The following is an 18,157-nucleotide window of genomic DNA, read 5'->3' on the forward strand; positions in this document are numbered from 1 at the left end:
AGGTGAACATAGCGTTAGCGTAGGCAGCCGGACTTTGTTCGGATGCCGTATAAAACAAATCAACAAAGAGGAAAAAAATGAGCTTTCTGCAAGAGTTTGACAACGAAGTCTATGCCCTGTGTGAAAAAGAGCTGGAGCGTCAGACCGACCACCTTGAGATGATCGCTTCCGAAAACTTTACCCTGCCGGCCGTCATGGAGGCGATGGGTTCCGTGTTTACGAACAAATATGCCGAGGGTTACCCGCAAAAACGCTATTACGGCGGTTGTGAATTCGCCGATGCCGTCGAGCAGCTGGCCATCGACCGCGCCTGCGAACTCTTCGGCTGTAAATTCGCCAACGTCCAGCCCCACGCCGGTTCCCAGGCGAACGGTGCCGTCTACGCCGCGCTGATCAAAGCCGGCGACAAGATCCTCGGTATGGACCTGAGCCACGGCGGTCACCTGACCCACGGCGCCAAGCCGAGCTTCTCGGGCAAGAACTACCAGAGCTTCACCTACGGTGTCGAACTCGACGGCCGCATCAACTACGAGCGCGTCATGGATATCGCCCGCATCGTCCAGCCGAAGATCATCGTCTGCGGCGCTTCCGCCTATGCCCGTGAGATCGACTTCAAGAAGTTTAGAGAGATCGCCGACGAAGTCGGTGCGATCCTCTTTGCGGACATCGCCCATATCGCCGGCCTCGTTGCCGCCGGTGAGCACCCGAGCCCGTTCCCGTACGCGGACGTTGTCACGACGACGACGCACAAGACCCTCGCCGGTCCGCGCGGCGGTCTCATCATGACCAACGATGAAGAGATCGCGAAGAAGATCAACTCCGCGATCTTCCCGGGCCTGCAGGGCGGACCGCTGGTCCACGTCATCGCCGCCAAAGCCGTCGGCTTCAAATACAACCTCTCCGAGGAGTGGAAAGCCTACGCAAAGCAGGTTAAGTCCAATGCGAGCGTCCTCGCCGAGGTCATCATGAAACGCGGCTACAAGGTCGTCAGCGACGGTACGGACAACCACCTCGTCCTCGTCTCTTTCCTGGACCGAGACTTCAGCGGTAAAGACGCCGACGCGGCGCTGGGCCGCGCGGGCATCACCGTCAACAAAAACACCGTCCCGGGCGAATTCCGCTCGCCCTTTGTCACTTCCGGTATCCGTATCGGTTCGCCGGCACTTACGTCGCGCGGCATGAAAGAGGAGCAGTTCGAGATCATCGCCAACCGCATCTGCGACGTCCTTGATGATATCGAGAACGAAGCCAAGCAGGCCGAGATCAAAGAAGAGCTCAAAGCACTCGCCCAGCAGTTCGTCATCTACTCCCAGCCGACGTATTGATGGACAGAGAGGCCCGTTTTTTCGAAGGGATCGTCCGGAACCACTACTGGCAGAAGATGCCGGAGGTGGCTGAGAAGATCTCCTTCGGGAACCGCACCTTCTTTTCAAAATACAAACACATCGAGGCGCCGCTGAGCGATGCGCTGATCAACGCGCACCGCGCCGGGCAGCTCACCCTGGCCCATCCCCTTGTCGACGATGACGGTAACGTCCCTTTTATCGTGATCGACTACAACGGCGATGCGGCAAAACATTTCTACCACCATGCGGGAAAAGTCCTTGCCGCCCTGGGCTACGGGGAGCTGGTCACCTTCCAGTCGGCCACCCCGCAGCACCTGCACCTCTACATTCCCTGCGGCAACGCTTTACAACAGGCCGTTGAAATGGGTAAAATCATTTCCCAAAAACTAGAAGAGAAAATGAACCGGCAATGGCGGGTCTTTCCGACCGATACCCTGCCCGATGCCTACAACATCATCAATCTTCCCTACGCCCTGTTTACACCCGGCGGCAGCAAAGGAGCCCAGCATGCCTGACGAACACCACAACGAACTCAACGATATCATCCTCAACCGGAGCGCACGGGACGGTACCCGCAAGAAGATGCTTATCGGAGTCGGCACGCTGGTGGTCGTCGCCATCGTCATTGTCGTCATCATGGGGCGTATGAGCGGTTCCTCGCCCGTGCAGGTGGCCCATCCCGAAGTCGTCACCCAGCCCGTTGCGGAACCGGTAACGCCTCCGGCATCCGTCAACGCAACGGCCGAAATGCCTGAACCGGCCCCGCTCCCGACAGCCGATGCCACGCCGGCCGCGGCCCCCGAAGTCGCCAACCCGGTGCCGATCGAACAAAGCGACATCATCGTCATCGACGAAACGGAACCCGAAGTCGCACCGCAGCCGAAGCCGGCGCCTGCACCGGTCGCGACGCCCAAACCGACGCCGACACCTACGCCGACCGTCGCGGGTCACCCGGCACCGGGCGACATCTATATCCAGGTCGGCTCGTTCAGCCGTTACAAGCCCAACCGCGCCTTCCTGGACAACATCAAGCGCAGCGGCTACGACTACACCTTCCACCGGGTCGTCATCAACGGTGCAACGGCCAACAAGGTCCTCGTCGGTCCGTTCAAAAACCGCACCGATGCCAAGGCACATCTGCAGGACGTCCGCCGCAAGATCGAGTCCGGCGCGTTCATCTATACCATCAAACCGTAAGAAGCGAGAGTTATGTTCCACCATACCCAGTTTATGCTCGATCAGTTCGCACCGATCGCGCTTTACCAGAAACTCAAAAACGCCTTCGCGGACGAGATCACCTTTTTGTTCGAGAGTGCCGGCGGCAGCGGCGGCAAGAACAGCATCGTCCTGATCGGCGCGCGCGAGCGGCTGCAGTACCGCGAAGGCGAGACCCGCTATACGAACGGCGCGGGCGAAACCGATGTTTCCGCAACCTCCCCCTTTGATTTTCTCAAGTCCTACTACGCCGCGATCGACACCGCCCCGTACAAAGCGGTCTGCAAGAGCCTCGACATCGGCTACGCCGACGGCTTTATCGGCTACATCGGCTACGACATGGTCAAGGTGTTCGAACCGGTACTGAAGAGCTACATGGAGAAGCTCGACGACCCGATGCAGGTGCCCGACCTCGACCTGATCCTGCCCAAACTCGTCGTCGTCTACTCCCACCAGAACCACAAGGTTACCCTGCTGACGACCCTGGACGCGATGGCGGAGCTCTTCGGCACCCTCGAGGCCGAGATCAAGGGCGAGTACGACTACACGCCGCTCGTGCCGATGCACAATGACGAAGGGGGCAGCTTCGCCTTTACGAAGGAGCGCTTCTTCGAGATGGTGGCGGACTCCAAAGAGATGATCAAGAGCGGCGACGTCTTCCAGATCCTGATGACGAACCGCTACACCCGCAAAGCGCATGTGGACCCCTTCAGCTTCTACCGCATCCTCCGCACCAAGAACCCTTCGCCCTATATGTTCCTGATGGAGTACGAGGATTTCGCCATTGTCGGAAGCTCCCCGGAGGTCATGGTGCGACTGCAGGAGAACGAACTGCTGCTGCGCCCCATCGCGGGCACCCGCAAACGCGGCGACACCAAAGAGCGCGACCGTGAACTCGAGGAGGAGCTGCTGGCAGACCCCAAAGAGCTCTCCGAGCACCTTATGCTCATCGACCTGGGCCGCAACGACATCGGCCGCGTCGCCAAGACCGGTACGGTCAAGGTCGAGGATATGATGCACATCGAGCGCTACTCCCACGTCATGCACATCGTCAGCGACGTCACCGCGGAACTGCGCGACGATAAAGATATGTTCGACCTCTTTATGGCGACTTTCACCGCCGGCACCATGACCGGGGCGCCGAAGATCCGCGCGATGGAGCTTATCGCCGAATTCGAAGGCCTCAAGCGCGGCTTCTACAGCGGTGCCATCGGCTACTTCGGCTTCGACGGCAACATGGACAGCGCCATTACGATCCGGACCTCCCTCGTCAAACCGGGCGAGGTGATCCTGCAGGCGGGCGCGGGCATCGTCGCCGACTCCCAGCCCGAACTGGAGTACCTCGAAGTCCAGAACAAACTGGGCGCACTGATGAGCTCCCTGGAGGACCTGAAGTTTTGACCCCCGCCCTCTTCGCCATCTTCGGCGATCCCGTCCACCACTCCCGCTCGCCGCTGATGCACAACCACGTCTTCAAACGCCTGGGGTTTCCCGGCTGCTACACGCGGGTACACCTTACCGACGGCACCAAGCTGCGCAAAACCTTCTTCGACCTGGGGCTTCAGGGCGCGAACATCACCGTACCGCACAAAGAGGCCGCCTATAACGCCTGCGACGAGATCCGCGGCTTCGCCCGCGAGGTCGGCGTCGTCAACACGATCATCAACGAAAACGGGAAGCTCATCGGCTACAACACCGATGCCGACGGCTTCCTCTTCGCCATCCGCAACTTTGAGAACGTCAATGACGTCCTGATCCTCGGCGCGGGCGGTACGGCCCGCGCGCTGGCCTCGCGGCTGCGACAGGAGGGCAAGAGCGTCCATGTGCTCAACCGCTCCGCCGGACGCCTCGCCCCCTTTGCCGACGACGGCTTCGCGACGATGACCTGGGACGATTTCACCCCTAAAGGCTACGACCTCGTCGTCAACACGACCTCGGCCGGGCTCGAAGACGACAGCCTCCCCGCCCCCGAAGCCCTGCTGCTCCCGCTGCTGCAGCAGAGCCGCTACGGGGCCGATGCCATCTACGGCAAGGTGACGCCCTTTCTGGCCCTTTGCGCCGATAACGGCCTGCGCGCCATCGACGGTGCCGAGATGCTCCTGGGCCAGGGGGTCCTGGCCAACCGCTTCTTCACCGAAGAGCGCTACAGTGCCGAATCCATCGAAGAGGTGATGCGTGAAAGTTTTGCCTTCTAAGCGCGCTGCCGCCCTCCTGCTTCCCCTGCTTGGCACCACCCTCTTCGCCTACAGCGACTGCGCCTTCAGGCTGGACGCCTACGAAACTATCTGCAAAAAAGCCGTCTCCAAGGGCGTCAGCATCGACTACGCCAACCGCTACCTTCTCGACTCCCAGACCGCCCTGCGCGACGGCCAGAGTCTCCGCCTCTTCAGCCCCAAGATGATCACGGTGCACCACGCCAACGAAAAACGCGCCAACAACGCCCTTGTCACCTTCGTGCCCGCGATGGTCGAGAACCTGCGGCAGTACCGCGCCGTCTACGACGAAGCCGAACGGCGTTTTCACGTCAACCGCGAGGTCATCGCCGCCATCCTCGCCAAGGAAACAAGGCTGGGACGTTTCGGCTCCAAGCACGACGCCTTTACCGTCTTCAACACCCTCGTGCGCGAACTTCCCGGCAATACCCCGCGCAACAAGGGGCTCCTCGCCATGGCCGAACGCAACATCGTCTCGCTGATGCAGTTTTGCTACGCCAACGGCATCGCGCCGGCCCAGTGCCGCTTTAAAAGCTCCTACGCCGGGGCCGTCGGCATCCCCCAGTTCATGCCCCAGAACTTCTATCTCATCGAGCGCTACGGCGAGGGGACGGGCGACCTGGAACGGATGGAGGACGCTATCCTCTCCACCGCGCGCTTCCTGAACGAAAACGCCGCGTTTAAAGCATTGATCGACTGGAAGCAGTTCCCGGAGATGCCGACGGTGGAGTCCGCGTGGTACGACTACGATTTTGCCAACGACAACGCCTCGTTCGCCTTCGACAAAGGGCGCAACGGACACACCTACAACTGTTTCGCCTGCAAAAAGCCGGAACTGGATTACCTCTCGCTCTACGTCAAGAAGATCATGCGCTACAACAACTCCAGCAACTACGCGCTCGGCGTGCTGCGGCTCGCCTACGACGCCCACGTTCTTTTAAACAAATAATACGGTATCCGGGCAAAACAAGGGTACCGCTCGCGTAGCGATGTTTCAAATGGCCTACGCCCAGTCGTGCAGGTGCGCGTGGGTATGTTCCTTGCCCTCGTGGGTATGGCGGTGGCGGTGCAGCAGCCTCGCCTCATCCAGGATCTCCAGGCGCTCGAACAGCGCTTCGACCGGGCCGTCGTAATGCAGGGTATGGTCTGGACCGAGCACCAGGGCCCTTGTTCCCAGCTCCCGGCCGAGGCTGAGGTTGTGCGTGCACAGCAGGGTCGTGATCTTCATCTCCTGCAGCAGCTCCACGAGCCACCCCGTCGTCGGCGGGTCCAGGTGCGCCGTCGGTTCGTCCATCATCAGGAATTTCGGCTCGACGGCCAGCAGGGACGCCAGCAGCACGCGCTGCTTCTCCCCGCCGCTGAGCCGGTAGGGGGCGCGTTCAAGCAGCTTGGTCACCCCGAAGAGCTCCGCGAAGTGCCTTACCCTTTCGTCGACGTCGTCAAACCCGAAACTGCGGGGCCCGAAGGCGATCTCCTCGTAGACGCTGGTGTTGAAGAGCATGCTGTTGGGGTCCTGCATCTGCAGTACGTTCTCCCGCCGGAACGTCCCTTTATTCGCTTTGAGAAAACGTTTGTCCATCAAGGCGCCGCCGTAGAGGATCTCGCCGCTTTTGGGATACTCCAGCCCGTTGAGGAGTTTGAGCAGCGTCGATTTGCCCGAACCGTTGATCCCGAAGAGCACGATCTTCTCCCCCTCCCCTATGGTGAAAGAGACGTCGCGCAGGAGCGGGAACTTCTCCCCCTCGAAATCGGTCGCGTCGAAACAGACGTTACGGCACTCAATCATCCATCACCCCCCGTGAGCGCATCCCCATCGCATTCTCCTGCGACAATGAGAGCGTTTTGTACATGAAAAAATAGAGCTGGGCCAGCAGCGCGTGCAGCCTCGTGCCGCGCTGCCGCCCGGCATGGCGGCTCTTCAGCCCCTCCGAGAACGCCGCGTAACTGCGCATAAAGGCGATGACCTGCGACACGCAGAGCGTATAGAGCAGCGAGAGCGTCTTTGAGAAGGAAAGTGCCCGGGCCATGTTAATGCGCGACACGAGCGTAAAGGTCATCAGCGTCATCGCCAGGGCGCGCAGGTTTATCAGCAGCAGGGCGGCCTCGGGGAGCCCGAAAAAGTAGTGGGCGAGCAGATAGGTCAGGGTCACCGTCGCGTTAAAAAGCAGCAGGGCCGCGACCGCCCGGCGCAGCAGCAGCCAGCGCCGCCGCCCGCCCAGCGCGACAAGCACGAGCACGGCGGCGGCGACCACGCGGACGTCGTGGATGTAGCCGAGCGCGACGATCCCCGCGAGGTACGCGAAGAGCCAGAGACGCTCACGCTGCATAAAACACCCCCTTGAAGTAGCGCTTTACGAAACGCACCATCATCACCGTCACAGCCCCCTCGGCAACCCCCGCGATCAGGTGCGGGATAACGATGCTCGGCAGCGTCACTTCCAGCCCGAAAGGGAAAAAGAGCGGTTTGCCCCAGGCGTCGTGGGCGATCAGCGGCTGGATGCCCAGCACCGCCGCGACGATCACCGCCGGGACGACGAGACCCATCCAGCCCGCCGCGAAGAGGGCAATGGACTCCGAAACGCGTTTGAGGAAATGGTAGATGCCGTAGGCGGAGAGCGTGCCGGCAAAGGCGATCGCGATGACGTGCACCCCGTACGCGGTGACACCCCCTTCCCCGAAAAGCAGCGCTTGCACCAGCAGCACCAGGGAGAGCGCGCCGAAGGCCGTCCAGGGGCCGAAAAGCACCGCCATCAGCCCCACCCCGCCCAGGTGCACCGAGGTGCCGCCGGGCATCGGGATCGCAAAGAGCATTGCGACAAAGCTGAAGGCGCTGATCGCCGCGATGCCGGCGATCCTGTCCGCATCAAGCTCGGTGCGCTTCAGGGCCAGGATGATAAGCCCCGCCGCCACGGCGGTGGCGGGGAGGTAGGTGGCCGGGGAGAGAAAACCGTCGGGTATATGCATTGTTAAGCCTTAAAAGAGGGTCGAAAAGGTAAAGATGAAGCGGTAGCGCTCCTTGCCCTCGGAGCCCTGCTGCAGATCCTCTTCGTTCAGGTCGGTCGCCGTCGGCAGCTTCACGCCCATCGCGGCCGAGATCGTCTTGTAGGTCAAGCGCAGGCTGGGAGTCGTGTAAAGGATAGACCCGCCCGTCGCTTCGGCGCCCACGCCGTCCTCCTCGTCCCGGCCGAGGTAGAGGTAGTTCGCCTCAAGAGACGCGTCGACCCGAAGCCGCGACTTCGGCACTTCGTAGACCCTTGCCGTCACCGCGCCGTTGACGCGGTACTCGTCACCGAAGCGTAGCTTGGTACCGTCGTCATAGGTGTGTTCAAAAAAGGTATTGTACGAACAGTCGCCGACAAAGGTAAAGGCGTTGCCGAACCACTTGGTCATGCTGGCGCCGACCATCAGCGAGGGTTCGCCGAACCCCGTCTGCATCCCCGGGTCAATGAGTGCACCGCCGGCGTCCTTGCGTTCGGAATTGCCCGTTGGCAGGGTACCGTTGGCAAAAATTGTAAAGTGCCAATCCTCCATGTCGTCCAGACTTTCATTTTTGCGCGCGAGTTTGAACCCCTCGTCGTAGACCAGGCCGAGAACGACCTGGAAATTGACGTCATGGAAGCCCGATACCATCGTCGAATCGTCCAGCGCCTTCGTATAGTAGGGCATAAAGACATAGGCGCTCAGGTAAGGGGTCGCCCCGTAGCCCAGACCGTAGAGCCAGTAGTCCGTCCGATCCATCTCGCCGTCCCTGGCACTCGTATAGGTTTTGTACTTCGCGTGGTCGAGTTTCAGATACCCAAGAAAGGAGCCTTCGGGCAGCGTGGATGAGCTCGTCGTCTCCAGCGGCGCCCCCGGCCCGTCGACCCCGGTCAGGCTGATCGACGGTACGCCGTGATGCCCCCATGCCGCGGCACATGCCAATAATGAACCTCCCAATACCTTTTTCATTTACTCCTCCTTTTTTTATACAGATACAGCGTGCAGAACAGCGCAAAGATCAGCGCCAGCCCGACGAAGATCTTCTGAAACTTCTCGTACAGCGGCTGCGCATACCCGCTGAGCGCCAGATGCTCATTGACGGTGATTTCCACCGACGCGCCGTGCCCGTCCTCGCCGAAGGCTTTCAGGGTCCACACCCCCTGCTTCGTCGGCCGGAAACAGAGCGAGGAGGTTTTGTCCGTCCGCCCGACCTGGTAAGGGATCGTCTCCCCCGGGGCGTAGAGCTCATACGCCTGGTAGGAGAAGTCGCTTTGGTCGGCGTAGGCGAAGGAGACGGCGATGCACTCCGAATGCGACACCCGGTGCACAAGGTCATGGGCCGATAGCAGCGACACCAGGGCCAACAGCGCGAGGAACAAGCGCATTACTTCACCTCCAGGTTCAGCGTCGCATTGTAGAGGCGCTCGGCGACGGGTGCGTTTGTCAACGGCTGCCGCAGGGTGGCACGGACCAGCTGCAGTCCCGCATGGCGGATGCGGACGTTGATGCGCCCCGCGTCGTCCGTCGTGCCGACGACCCGCCCCTCGTAGGCAACGACCGCGCCCGCTTTCGGCGCGCCGTCATAGGTTGCCAGGAGCCGCATCTTGTCCCCCGCTTCCAGGCCGGAGGGGTCCCGGCTGAAACTGAGTTCAAACCCTTTGCCCAGGGGTGCGAAATCCGACAGCTGGTTCAGGCGCTTGACACTCTCAATACTCTCCCAGCTCTTAAGTACCATCGCCGGGTTCGCCTCTGAGGCAGCGACGATGCCGTAAGGGGTTTTGGCGTAGTCGCCCAGGTGCAATATGACCATCATCGTGTCGCAGGCCGTGCCGACACGCTCGGAGACCCCGAACACCCCTTTCACTTCGTCCACGGCGCCACTTTGGCGGCAGTAGCGCTCCGAGGGGTACTGCTTCACCGCTTCGTCCTTGTGCATATGCTCCGATGCATCCGCGCCCAGGTGTCCCCGCTGAAGGCTTCCCGACGCGTCGATCCAGTACTCGTGTGCCGTGAGCGTCGCCGCCGTCGCCAACAGAAGAAAGAGTCGGTACATGCATGCCTCCCGATCAGCCTGCGCTGATTTAAATGAATCATTATTCACCTGCATCTTAAAGAAGGATCACTAAAGCCGCACTAAACGAAATCATTTCTTATATCGTTTTGGGACCAAAAAAGATGAAATATGCTTTTTTCCGCCGCCGTCCCCTCCCCTGAGGCGGCACGTTACAAAAAACTGATACACTGACAGCAAAGATTCTACCGTTTTGCCAAGGAGCCGCCATGCACCCGACCCGTCCGCTTTTTCTGACGCTGCTCGCCTCCCCCCTTCTTTTCGCCGCCACCCTGTCGCCCGCGTCGACGGAAACGGCCCTCGTCATCTACAACGCCGGCATCGGACTGGTGCATGAGAAACGGCAGCTCACCGTCGAGAAGGGAAAACAGAGCATCGTCTACCCCGGCGTCGCGACGACCGTGCAGACCGACGCCGTCAGCGTGAAGCTGCCCTCTGGCGTAACGCTCTACTCGCAGCAGTACCGCTTCGACAAGATCACCCTCTCCAAGATCATCGAGGCAAATATCGGCAAGCGCGTGCGCTTCAAAACCGGCGACGCCGAACATCCGGGCATCGGCGGCGGAACGCTTCTGGCGGCATCGCCTGCCGTCGTGCGGACCGACCGCGGCATCGAGAGCGGCATCAATAATGAGGATTTCATCTTCGACGCCATCCCCGACACGCTCATCATGAAACCTTCCCTCGTCTGGAACGTCGAAGCGTCCAAACGGATCCGGGGCGAGATGGCGCTGGACTACCTCATAGGCAGCATCCAGTGGAAAAGCGACTATACCCTCACCATGGACGGCGACAAAGGGGACCTGACGGGATGGATCACCGTCGACAACCGTTCGGGCAAGCGTTTTGAAGATACGAAGCTGCACCTGCTCGCCGGAGAGATCAACAGGGCTGCCCAGCCGCGTCTCTATGTCGGCAAGGTGATGATGGAGGCCGCGGCGGCGCCGGTGGCGGAGCAGGCCGTCGAGGGGTACCACCTCTACAGCGTCCCCTTCGAGGTCACCCTCGCCGACAATGAAAAGACGCAGATCAGATTTATCGACCGGCCCTCGCACGCGCTCAAGAGGCGCTACGAGGTGACCATGCCCGCGCCCCTGCAGAGCGGTGCGGAGCTCAAACGCCCCGTCAGCCAGTTCGTCGACCTCGAAGGCTTCGACATCCCGCTGCCCGCGGGCACCGTGCGCACCTACGCCGAAACGGACGGCACGACCATCCTGCTGGGCGAAAGCGCGCTGGACAATACCCCCAAAGACGAGACGGTCACCCTGCGCCTGGGGACGAACTTCGACCTCGTCGCCAAGAGCACGCTGGAGACGCGCAAGGACGAGGGGTCCTACTGGAACGTGAAAGTTGCCTACCGCCTCTCCAACCGCTCCGACAGCGCCAAAGATGTCGACGTCCTCGTCCCCGGCGTCTCCTCGGACGGCAAAGCCACCATCAAAAGCACCCTCTCCTACGAACGCCGCGACGGCTACACCATCCGCTTCTCGCCGACGCTGAAGGCGGGGGAGACCAAAACGTGGCAGGTCACGTACCGCAGCCCCAAGCCCTAACTTTTTTGCGCCCCTATAAACGCCGCCAGCGCCTTTACCGGCAGCGGCGCGTCGCACTGCAATACAAAACGGTACGCCTGCTCTGATTGTAAGAGCGGTTTAACTCTGCTCTGCTGCATGGCCAGGACCGCTTCGTCCGCTTCGGAGACGTCGTCGCCCTTCTCGCCGCGCAGCCGTATGCGGCGCAGAAGTTCCTCTTCACCGCACTCGATATCCAAAATGGCATAGGGCACGCCCAGGCGCGCAGCCAGCACGGCAAAGGGCGCGCGCTGTACCGGCAGGAGAAAAGTCGCGTCGGCGACGGCGCTGCAGCCCGCCTCCAACAGCGTTTCGGCAAGCGTTTCGAGCCTGCCGTAGGTTGCAGTCGTCGCTTCCGGTGTGTAGATGTCGACTTCTTCCCCTTCGCTGCGGAACAGGCGCATCCGCTCGATGTCCGAGCGCAGCCGCAGCGCGCCGAACGCTTCGACGGCTTCCAGGGCCAGGGTGCTCTTGCCCGAAGCGGAGACCCCGTGCATGATCATCAGGAAGGGCTCGCCTTTCTCCCCGTAGTTTTTTGCCAGCGCGATGTAAGATCGTACTTCCTCAACGACGCTTTCGCGCTCCTCCTCCGTAATCTCCTGCGCGGCATGGAGGGCGAGAACCTTCGCCCGCACCATGGCCCGGTAGGTCTTGTAAAAGGGCAAAAGGGCCACGGCGGCGTAGTCGCCCGTATGCTCGAGGTAGCGGTTGAGGATGCGGCGGCTCTGACGGGCCAGTCCCCTGTACTCCAGATCCATCAGCAAAAAGGCGAGGTCGCTGATGACGTCGATGTGGTTGAGGTAGGGGTTGAACTCGATGGCGTCGAAGAGCATGGGCCTGCCCTCGAAGAGCGCCATGTTGTGCAGGTGCATGTCGCCGTGGACTTCGCGCACGAAGCCCTCATCCCGCCGGCGCTGCAGCAGCGGGGTCAGGCGCGCGTGCTCCGCCTGCGTCCACCGCGCGAGCGCCGCGACGTCCGCGGCCAGGTCACCGTCGCGGTGCAGGGAGGCCATGAGGTCGAAGTTCTCCTGCATCGGCATGATGACCCTCGCGGGCGTACCGTAGTCGCTCTCACTGTCGACAACACTCGCCCCGTCGTGCATGGCCGCGGCCGTGTCGGCGACGGCGTCACACTCTTCGTCTGTCAGTCCACGCTCGGAAGCGATGTTGTCCAGCTGCGCCCCGGCGTCGAAACGGCGCATCTTGACGGCGTACTCTATGGCAGGGCCCTCTCCGTCCAGCTCCGGCGATGCGATGCTGCCCGTGACGGCGACAACCCCCAGGTAGAGCAGCGGGGCGTAGCGGCCGTTGATGCGCACCTCCTCCTGGCAGAAACGCTTGCGCCGCTCAAGGGTGGAGTAGTCCAGGAAACCGAAGTCGACGGGTTTTTTCAGCTTGTAGACGACGTCTTTGGCAATGATGACGCTGGAGATGTGTGTCTGGATAAGGGAGGATTCGGGCTGCCCCAATGTTTGCAGCAGGTTGCGCACCAGCCGGTCGTGGTCGCGCTCGGTCATTTTGCCTAGACCTTGACGCGGTCTTCGAGGGCCCGGGCGAGGGAGAGCATGTCGATGTTCTCCAGGCTCACGCCCGTGGGCACCCCCTGGGCGATCCGGGTAAACCGCACGTCCATCCCCTGCAGCTTGTCCTCGATGTAGAGGATGACCGCGTCGTTGGCGATGGAAGGCGTCAGCGCAAAGATGATCTCCTCGACGCCGCTGCCCGCCGTGGCGCGCAGGTGGTCGATGTCGAGGCGGTCGAGGGCGTCGAGGACGTAGTAGCGGCCGCCGAAAAGGCCGTTCTCCTCGATAGTAAGGATGTCCTTCGCGTTCTCGACGATGCACAGCAGCGACACGTCTCGCCCCTCGTCGGAGCATACGCCGCAGAGCTCGTCCTCGCTCATCCCCCCGCAGGAACGGCACTTTTTGATGCTGCCGACGGCATCCTCGATGGCATGGGCAATCTTCATCGCCCCAAAGCTGTCATGCATCAGCATATGGTAGGCCAGGCGGGTCGCCGACTTCTGCCCGATGGTCGGGAGCTCCTGCAGGGCGTCGACAAGGCGCGTAAACTTCTCAAGGCTGTGTTTCATAGCGCTATTTTAGCGTAAAGCCGCCCCGGTGAGGCGCTGCCGCCTGAAAGATTTTTCAGCAATTTCGCCGGGAACGGCGACGATAGAAAACCTTTACCTGTTACGGCCTAAAATAAACCATTGTAGCAGAGCAAGGAGTAGCGCGATGGCAGAGTTTGACCCCGAGACATACCGGCAGATGGTCCGTTCCTACCAGGAGCGCGACGACCCGCTGGGGTGGTTCGACAGCATCTACAGCAGCGCAGAAGGCGACCACACCGCCGTCTTCTGGGCCGATCTCGCCCCCAACCCCTACCTCTCGGGCTGGCTCAAAGCGCACCCTCTCGCACCGGGGGAGAAGAAAAAAGCCATCGCCGTCGGCTGCGGGGTCGGTGACGACGCCGAAGAGCTCTCCGCCTTCGGCTACGACGTCACCGCCTTCGACATCGCCCCCAGCGCCATCGCGCTGTGCAAGAACCGCTACCCCGACAGCAAAGTGGAGTACCTCATCGCCGACCTGTTCGACTACCCCGAAGCGTGGCGGGAAGCCTTCGACGTCGTCTACGAATGCAACACCATCCAGGTGCTGCCGGGCAAGTACCGCATCATGGCACGGGACGCCATGGTCTCGCTCCTCGCCCACGGCGGCACCATCCTCGTCTCCTGCCGCAGCCGCCTGGCCGGGGAACAGGAAGAAGCCATTCCCCTCCCCCTCGACAAAGACGAAATAAGCGGCTTCGTCCGCGCAGGCCTTAACCAGGAGAGCTTCGTCGCCTACGACGATGACCAGACTCCGCCGGTGCCGCACTTTTTTGCTACCTACAGCAAGCCTCTCTAGCTGTCAATTCCCAAGCTCAAATGTATGATTAAAACCAAAAACTTCCGATCGACCTGCAATTTGTTAATCGGGCACTTAATATCAGTATTAGTCATACATTCATTTTTGAGTTTATGATCAAAAAGAACTATAGCATATGTTAAAGTGTTATATATTGTGCAGCTTATTCTAATGGATAAATTTATATACTTCTCAAAGGAGAGTAATCGAAAACCTGGAAGCAGCTTTTTGATTACTCATTTCGAGACATCATACACCATTAATTAGACTACGGAGTAATAATGCTTCTTAATAAAGAAACAATAGAAAATTTATCAGTTAATAAGCAAGGTGCCGATTACTGGAACACAATCAAAAAGAATATATCGGAAAACTTTGGACAAATAATCAATAATCCATATTTTGATAATTATTTGAAAACAAAGTTAGATATTTCATTTGAATTCGATTCAGAGGATAAGCCAAAAATTGATGGCCCTAATGCGTATGCAGGAAAACTTGAAAATAAAAAGTATGAGATTGTAATAAGTAGAGAACTTCTCATTTTAATGAGACATTATTCATATAAAATTATCGATTACTCTTTACTATTTTCTGAGTTAGAAAGATGTGAAAAAAATAAAAAAACCTTGTCACAAGTCTCCGACATTATTTTTTACTTTTGGATGGATTTCATTTGTTTACACGAATGGTCTCATATTGTAAAAGGACATTTGGAAGATTATGATAATAACAATTCAACTAAAAAGTTACATTTTGAATTTGGGAAATTATGTGAAGATAATGAAGACAGTATTTATTTAGAAATAGATGCAGATAGAAATGCGGGTAAAATCATGTTTGGAAGGTTTGCTTGGAGTATTCCAAGAATACAAGAAGTTCTCAATGTTGATGAATCAGAAATTGTGTTTAATTTTTGTATCGGTATGCTTTATTTGTTTGACTTGATTTTCTTTATAGGAGGGAACAACAGACAATGCCACCCCTCCCCTGTTGATAGAATGATGATCTTAGGAGCTTCTATGTCAGAAGCACTACATATCAAACATGATATCCTCAAGATGAGTGAAAAAGAATTGAATAAAATTGTAGAAAGAAGTGCTCAAAGGTTTATCCTAGAATATCATATTGACTATAAGCTAAACGCATCAAAAATGCTTAATGAATTTCCAAAATTATTAGAAGAATATACAAAAAAAATGAAGGATTTAAAGCTTTCAAATTATGACTTTATCAAGTAGATATCTAAATACAATGAGAATGGCACTTTACAGTCAATCGAAGCGAATGAATGTCCCCTCAACTCCAATTTATTCACTCATTGTACTATGCATAAAAATTTCAAAAAAAGGATAGAGATTTGAGACGAAGAGCATTAATCATTGGAGCCCCTGGAAAAAGTCAAGAGTATTTACCCGGTGTTAGAAAAGATGTTGAAAACTATACTAATTTTCTTACTTCTAATATTGGTGGTAAATGGTTGAAGGACGAAATTGTTTCGCTATATGACCAAGACATCAATACTGTCCAGAGAACCATCAATTTAGTTAAATCCGAGAATAATGATTTTGTACTCGTAGTATTTTCAGGTCATGGCAATTATTCTGCAATCATGTCGAATAGAAGATTATACATTGATCATGACAATTATATCTACGAAGATAATCTGAAAGGTCTATCAAAAAAAGAACTTCTTATTATTGATACATGTGCAGGAATAGAACGAGAAGTTGGTGAGCGTAAAGTAAAAAAATCAGCTTTTGCTTTATTTCGAGAGAGTTATACAGACTATAGAAAGAAATACGAAGATGCTATATTGAGCTGTCTTGATCAAGAGATTGTATTGTATGCCAGCGATGTTGATGAATATTCAGCTGATACTTCAAAAGGTGGGCTATACTCAAAAAACTTGCTTGAAACTGCTTACAATAATTCGTATGAAGAAGTTTTGAGTAGCTTGGTAGCACATGACATAGCAAGTAGCATCGTAAGGAAAGAGTCGAAAAACAAGCAAAATCCACAATATTCATGTAGCGTCAGAAAAGGCAATAAATTGCCCTTTGCTTTGAAAGAACTGTAAATGGCTGTTGATTATAATGAAGCAAAATGGGGAGAATTGGAAGTAAAGTATTTAGTACTTGATTCTCAAGAATATATCGTTTTCATAGACAATCAGAATCAACTAGATTGGATTACATCTGATGAATACGATGCAAAGGGACATGCTGATTTATCAAAACACAATAGTGTTCTACATCGAATCGCAGTATTAGAATGTAGGCCAAACGATCATCTGTCAGAAAAAGTAATTTTAGATTTTAAACGGCTATTAGGAGAAGCTCTTTCAAGCAGTCTATCTGATGACTATGAAACAGCTGACAAAATAATCATAGATGCAGCTCATTTCATCCAAAATAGAGGAGAAGAACTATCTAGGCAATGGTATTTGTCAACAGCTGGATATTCAACATTAATCATCTTATTAATTGGTATTGTAGCTTGGTTGTTTAGGGATTATCTTATTACAATGGTTGGAAAAACATTTTTCATTTGCTCTCTTTCGATGGTTGCCGGAGCATTAGGGGCTCTTCTCTCTATCATTATGCGTATGGGTGAAGCAAAATTAGATGTCCATGCAGGTAAAACAATCCATGAATTAGAAAGTAGATACAGAATAATAGCAGGCATGCTTTCAGCATTCTTAATCACACTTGGAATTTCAAGTGAAACCATATTCCCCGCATTAGCAACAGTACACAATCCAAATATATTTATCATTTTCATTAGTTTTGTTGCGGGTATGAGCGAACGTTTAGCTCCTTCTATTTCATCTAAACTAATAGAGAAAAATGAAGGTGAGTAATTCGTAAGCTGCTTTTTGATTTCTCACAGAGACATTACACTTGCTGGTGAAGCTTAAATGGAGTTGCGCTCAAATAAAGATAGGGTTTCCCTGTCAGCGTCACCCGGAACTTTTTCTGCTGCAGATACTTCTTGCAGAAGTAAACATCCTTGTAGAGCAGTGACTGTTCCGAAAAGGCATAATTTGGTGCTTTGGCACCGTAGATGAGTTCGCCGTCTGTCCAGCGGCTGTTGGGGAAGCCGAGGATGACGCTGCCGCCGGGGGCGAGGTAGTTTTGTATCAGTGACATAAACAGAGGCTTGAACTCCACGCCCGGACTCTGCAGGGTGCCGATGCTCATAATGAGGTCGAAACGGCCCAGTTCGAGACTGTCGAGATCATTGATGTCGTGGACGTGGAAGTTCACGTTTGGCTCGGGGAACTTCGCCCGGGCTTCGGCGATGGCCGTGGCCGAGTGGTCCACCCCTACAAGCTCCATATCACCAAACTTTTCGCCGAGCATCCGGCGGATAAGCTCGAATTCCTCCCCGCTGTTGATGCCGAGGTTGAGCACCCGCTTCCGCTGTTCCACTTTTACCCGCTCCAATGAATGGCGGTAGGCCCAGAGGAAAGCCGGTTCTTCGTTCTTGTTGATGGCCGCAAAAGGAGAAGCCGCGCCGTACTTTTCCGTCTTCTCCTCCACCTCTTCCCGGTGAAAGGATGATGCCGTGTTGAGCTTCATAAAGCGCAGACTTATCGTGCCGTTTTCGAGGCGTTCGGGGGTCATCATCCGGCACAGCAGAAGCTCCGCTAGGTCAGTCCACGCCTTGTAGCCGCGGTAGAGGTACTCCACGCCTTCAACGGTAACAGTCGCTCCGGCGTAGTTGCCAGCCCCCAGGTCCGGGTCGAGGGCGGAGAACTCAACAATCTCCCCCGCACCGAGCTGCGCCACCTGCGCCTCGAGCAGGGGCAGGATCTCCGCCATCGGTTCTACTGTAAACGTCAGCATCT

Annotated in this window: 20 protein-coding genes; 11 read left to right on the top strand and 9 right to left on the bottom strand. The window is 56.6% G+C overall.

From position 1 onward, the window contains the following. Positions 1-77: 77 nt before the first annotated feature. The 6 genes from WCY31_RS06820 to WCY31_RS06845 are packed head-to-tail and all read left to right on the top strand — an operon-like array spanning position 78 to position 5,723. Positions 78-1,325, top strand: coding sequence for a serine hydroxymethyltransferase (locus WCY31_RS06820; RefSeq protein WP_345969080.1), 1,248 nt, complete (start codon positions 78-80; stop codon positions 1,323-1,325). Then, positions 1,325-1,861 (top strand): DUF1882 domain-containing protein, encoded by a 537-nt coding sequence (locus WCY31_RS06825; RefSeq protein ID WP_345969081.1) that lies wholly within the window; start codon positions 1,325-1,327, stop codon positions 1,859-1,861. Before WCY31_RS06820 ends, WCY31_RS06825 begins: the two co-directional genes overlap by 1 nt. Then, positions 1,854-2,543 carry an SPOR domain-containing protein gene (locus tag WCY31_RS06830; protein ID WP_345971789.1) on the top strand — a complete coding sequence of 230 codons (690 nt, stop codon included), beginning with the start codon at positions 1,854-1,856 and terminating at the stop codon, positions 2,541-2,543. The genes WCY31_RS06825 and WCY31_RS06830 overlap by 8 nt, the downstream gene beginning before the upstream one ends. Before the next feature lie 12 nt (positions 2,544-2,555). Continuing rightward, the gene (locus tag WCY31_RS06835) at positions 2,556-3,962 is read left to right on the top strand and encodes an anthranilate synthase component I family protein (RefSeq protein WP_345971791.1); all 1,407 of its coding nucleotides are present in this window, start codon (positions 2,556-2,558) and stop codon (positions 3,960-3,962) included. Then, the gene (locus WCY31_RS06840; protein ID WP_345971793.1) at positions 3,959-4,756 is read left to right on the top strand and encodes a shikimate dehydrogenase; all 798 of its coding nucleotides are present in this window, start codon (positions 3,959-3,961) and stop codon (positions 4,754-4,756) included. Before WCY31_RS06835 ends, WCY31_RS06840 begins: the two co-directional genes overlap by 4 nt. Next, entirely contained in the window at positions 4,737-5,723 is a 987-nt protein-coding gene (locus tag WCY31_RS06845) for a lytic murein transglycosylase (protein WP_345971795.1), read from the top strand. Before WCY31_RS06840 ends, WCY31_RS06845 begins: the two co-directional genes overlap by 20 nt. A gap of 54 nt (positions 5,724-5,777) precedes the next feature. Here WCY31_RS06845 and WCY31_RS06850 read toward each other — a convergent pair whose 3' ends face one another. The 6 genes from WCY31_RS06850 to WCY31_RS06875 are packed head-to-tail and all read right to left on the bottom strand — an operon-like array spanning position 5,778 to position 9,806. Next, positions 5,778-6,560: an ABC transporter ATP-binding protein gene (locus WCY31_RS06850; protein WP_345969086.1), complete on the bottom strand. Its 783-nt coding sequence runs from the start codon at positions 6,558-6,560 to the stop codon at positions 5,778-5,780. Next, positions 6,553-7,101 (bottom strand): hypothetical protein, encoded by a 549-nt coding sequence (locus WCY31_RS06855; protein ID WP_345971797.1) that lies wholly within the window; start codon positions 7,099-7,101, stop codon positions 6,553-6,555. The genes WCY31_RS06850 and WCY31_RS06855 overlap by 8 nt, the downstream gene beginning before the upstream one ends. Continuing rightward, a complete protein-coding gene (locus WCY31_RS06860; RefSeq protein ID WP_345971798.1) occupies positions 7,091-7,738 on the bottom strand; it encodes an energy-coupling factor ABC transporter permease in 648 nt (215 codons plus the stop codon). The genes WCY31_RS06855 and WCY31_RS06860 overlap by 11 nt, the downstream gene beginning before the upstream one ends. Positions 7,739-7,747: 9 nt before the next feature. Next, a complete protein-coding gene (locus tag WCY31_RS06865; protein WP_345971800.1) occupies positions 7,748-8,722 on the bottom strand; it encodes a transporter in 975 nt (324 codons plus the stop codon). Then, on the bottom strand, positions 8,719-9,138 hold the full coding sequence (locus WCY31_RS06870; RefSeq protein ID WP_345971802.1) for a hypothetical protein: 420 nt from the start codon (positions 9,136-9,138) through the stop codon (positions 8,719-8,721). The genes WCY31_RS06865 and WCY31_RS06870 overlap by 4 nt, the downstream gene beginning before the upstream one ends. Then, positions 9,138-9,806 (bottom strand): DUF4198 domain-containing protein, encoded by a 669-nt coding sequence (locus WCY31_RS06875; protein WP_345971804.1) that lies wholly within the window; start codon positions 9,804-9,806, stop codon positions 9,138-9,140. The genes WCY31_RS06870 and WCY31_RS06875 overlap by 1 nt, the downstream gene beginning before the upstream one ends. A 227-nt stretch (positions 9,807-10,033) precedes the next feature. Here WCY31_RS06875 and WCY31_RS06880 point away from each other — a divergent pair, with 227 nt between their 5' ends. After that, positions 10,034-11,377, top strand: a complete 1,344-nt coding sequence (locus WCY31_RS06880) for a hypothetical protein (protein ID WP_345971805.1) — start codon at positions 10,034-10,036, stop codon at positions 11,375-11,377. Here the strand turns inward: WCY31_RS06880 and WCY31_RS06885 are convergent. Both WCY31_RS06885 and recR read right to left on the bottom strand, forming a co-directional pair. Next, entirely contained in the window at positions 11,374-12,912 is a 1,539-nt protein-coding gene (locus tag WCY31_RS06885) for an AAA family ATPase (RefSeq protein WP_345971807.1), read from the bottom strand. The two genes, WCY31_RS06880 and WCY31_RS06885, sit on opposite strands and share 4 nt — an antisense overlap. A 5-nt stretch (positions 12,913-12,917) precedes the next feature. Further along, positions 12,918-13,487, bottom strand: coding sequence for a recombination mediator RecR (gene recR / locus WCY31_RS06890; RefSeq protein WP_345971809.1), 570 nt, complete (start codon positions 13,485-13,487; stop codon positions 12,918-12,920). 145 nt (positions 13,488-13,632) lie between these two features. On the opposite strand from recR, the gene WCY31_RS06895 reads away from it, so the two are divergent. The 4 genes from WCY31_RS06895 (at position 13,633) to WCY31_RS06910 (ending at position 17,167) form a co-directional block, all read left to right on the top strand. Beyond that, positions 13,633-14,304: a class I SAM-dependent methyltransferase gene (locus WCY31_RS06895; RefSeq protein ID WP_345971810.1), complete on the top strand. Its 672-nt coding sequence runs from the start codon at positions 13,633-13,635 to the stop codon at positions 14,302-14,304. A gap of 281 nt (positions 14,305-14,585) precedes the next feature. Continuing rightward, entirely contained in the window at positions 14,586-15,545 is a 960-nt protein-coding gene (locus WCY31_RS06900; RefSeq protein ID WP_345971811.1) for a hypothetical protein, read from the top strand. Between the two features lie 119 nt (positions 15,546-15,664). Further along, positions 15,665-16,384 (top strand): caspase family protein, encoded by a 720-nt coding sequence (locus WCY31_RS06905; protein ID WP_345971812.1) that lies wholly within the window; start codon positions 15,665-15,667, stop codon positions 16,382-16,384. Next, positions 16,385-17,167, top strand: a complete 783-nt coding sequence (locus WCY31_RS06910) for a hypothetical protein (RefSeq protein WP_345971813.1) — start codon at positions 16,385-16,387, stop codon at positions 17,165-17,167. Between the two features lie 34 nt (positions 17,168-17,201). Here WCY31_RS06910 and WCY31_RS06915 read toward each other — a convergent pair whose 3' ends face one another. Continuing rightward, the gene (locus WCY31_RS06915) at positions 17,202-18,155 is read right to left on the bottom strand and encodes a class I SAM-dependent methyltransferase (RefSeq protein ID WP_345971814.1); all 954 of its coding nucleotides are present in this window, start codon (positions 18,153-18,155) and stop codon (positions 17,202-17,204) included. Positions 18,156-18,157 lie beyond the last annotated feature (2 nt).

The organism is Sulfurimonas sp. HSL3-1, from assembly GCF_039645995.1.
In the GTDB taxonomy this organism is placed as follows: Bacteria; Campylobacterota; Campylobacteria; order Campylobacterales; family Sulfurimonadaceae; genus Thiomicrolovo; species Thiomicrolovo diazotrophicus.

Bases quoted from the DNA above. Each gene is read 5' to 3' on its own strand.
- WCY31_RS06885 (WP_345971807.1), bottom strand. From the start codon at position 12,912: ATGACCGAGCGCGACCACGACCGGCTGGTGCGCAACCTGCTGCAAACA.
- WCY31_RS06910 (WP_345971813.1), top strand. From the start codon at position 16,385: ATGGCTGTTGATTATAATGAAGCAAAATGGGGAGAATTGGAAGTAAAG.
- WCY31_RS06895 (WP_345971810.1), top strand. From the start codon at position 13,633: ATGGCAGAGTTTGACCCCGAGACATACCGGCAGATGGTCCGTTCCTAC.
- WCY31_RS06830 (WP_345971789.1), top strand. From the start codon at position 1,854: ATGCCTGACGAACACCACAACGAACTCAACGATATCATCCTCAACCGG.
- WCY31_RS06825 (WP_345969081.1), top strand. From the start codon at position 1,325: ATGGACAGAGAGGCCCGTTTTTTCGAAGGGATCGTCCGGAACCACTAC.
- WCY31_RS06860 (WP_345971798.1), bottom strand. From the start codon at position 7,738: ATGCATATACCCGACGGTTTTCTCTCCCCGGCCACCTACCTCCCCGCC.
- recR (WP_345971809.1), bottom strand. From the start codon at position 13,487: ATGAAACACAGCCTTGAGAAGTTTACGCGCCTTGTCGACGCCCTGCAG.
- WCY31_RS06880 (WP_345971805.1), top strand. From the start codon at position 10,034: ATGCACCCGACCCGTCCGCTTTTTCTGACGCTGCTCGCCTCCCCCCTT.
- WCY31_RS06875 (WP_345971804.1), bottom strand. From the start codon at position 9,806: ATGTACCGACTCTTTCTTCTGTTGGCGACGGCGGCGACGCTCACGGCA.
- WCY31_RS06820 (WP_345969080.1), top strand. From the start codon at position 78: ATGAGCTTTCTGCAAGAGTTTGACAACGAAGTCTATGCCCTGTGTGAA.
- WCY31_RS06915 (WP_345971814.1), bottom strand. From the start codon at position 18,155: ATGCTGACGTTTACAGTAGAACCGATGGCGGAGATCCTGCCCCTGCTC.
- WCY31_RS06855 (WP_345971797.1), bottom strand. From the start codon at position 7,101: ATGCAGCGTGAGCGTCTCTGGCTCTTCGCGTACCTCGCGGGGATCGTC.
- WCY31_RS06900 (WP_345971811.1), top strand. From the start codon at position 14,586: ATGCTTCTTAATAAAGAAACAATAGAAAATTTATCAGTTAATAAGCAA.
- WCY31_RS06865 (WP_345971800.1), bottom strand. From the start codon at position 8,722: ATGAAAAAGGTATTGGGAGGTTCATTATTGGCATGTGCCGCGGCATGG.
- WCY31_RS06870 (WP_345971802.1), bottom strand. From the start codon at position 9,138: ATGCGCTTGTTCCTCGCGCTGTTGGCCCTGGTGTCGCTGCTATCGGCC.
- WCY31_RS06850 (WP_345969086.1), bottom strand. From the start codon at position 6,560: ATGATTGAGTGCCGTAACGTCTGTTTCGACGCGACCGATTTCGAGGGG.
- WCY31_RS06835 (WP_345971791.1), top strand. From the start codon at position 2,556: ATGTTCCACCATACCCAGTTTATGCTCGATCAGTTCGCACCGATCGCG.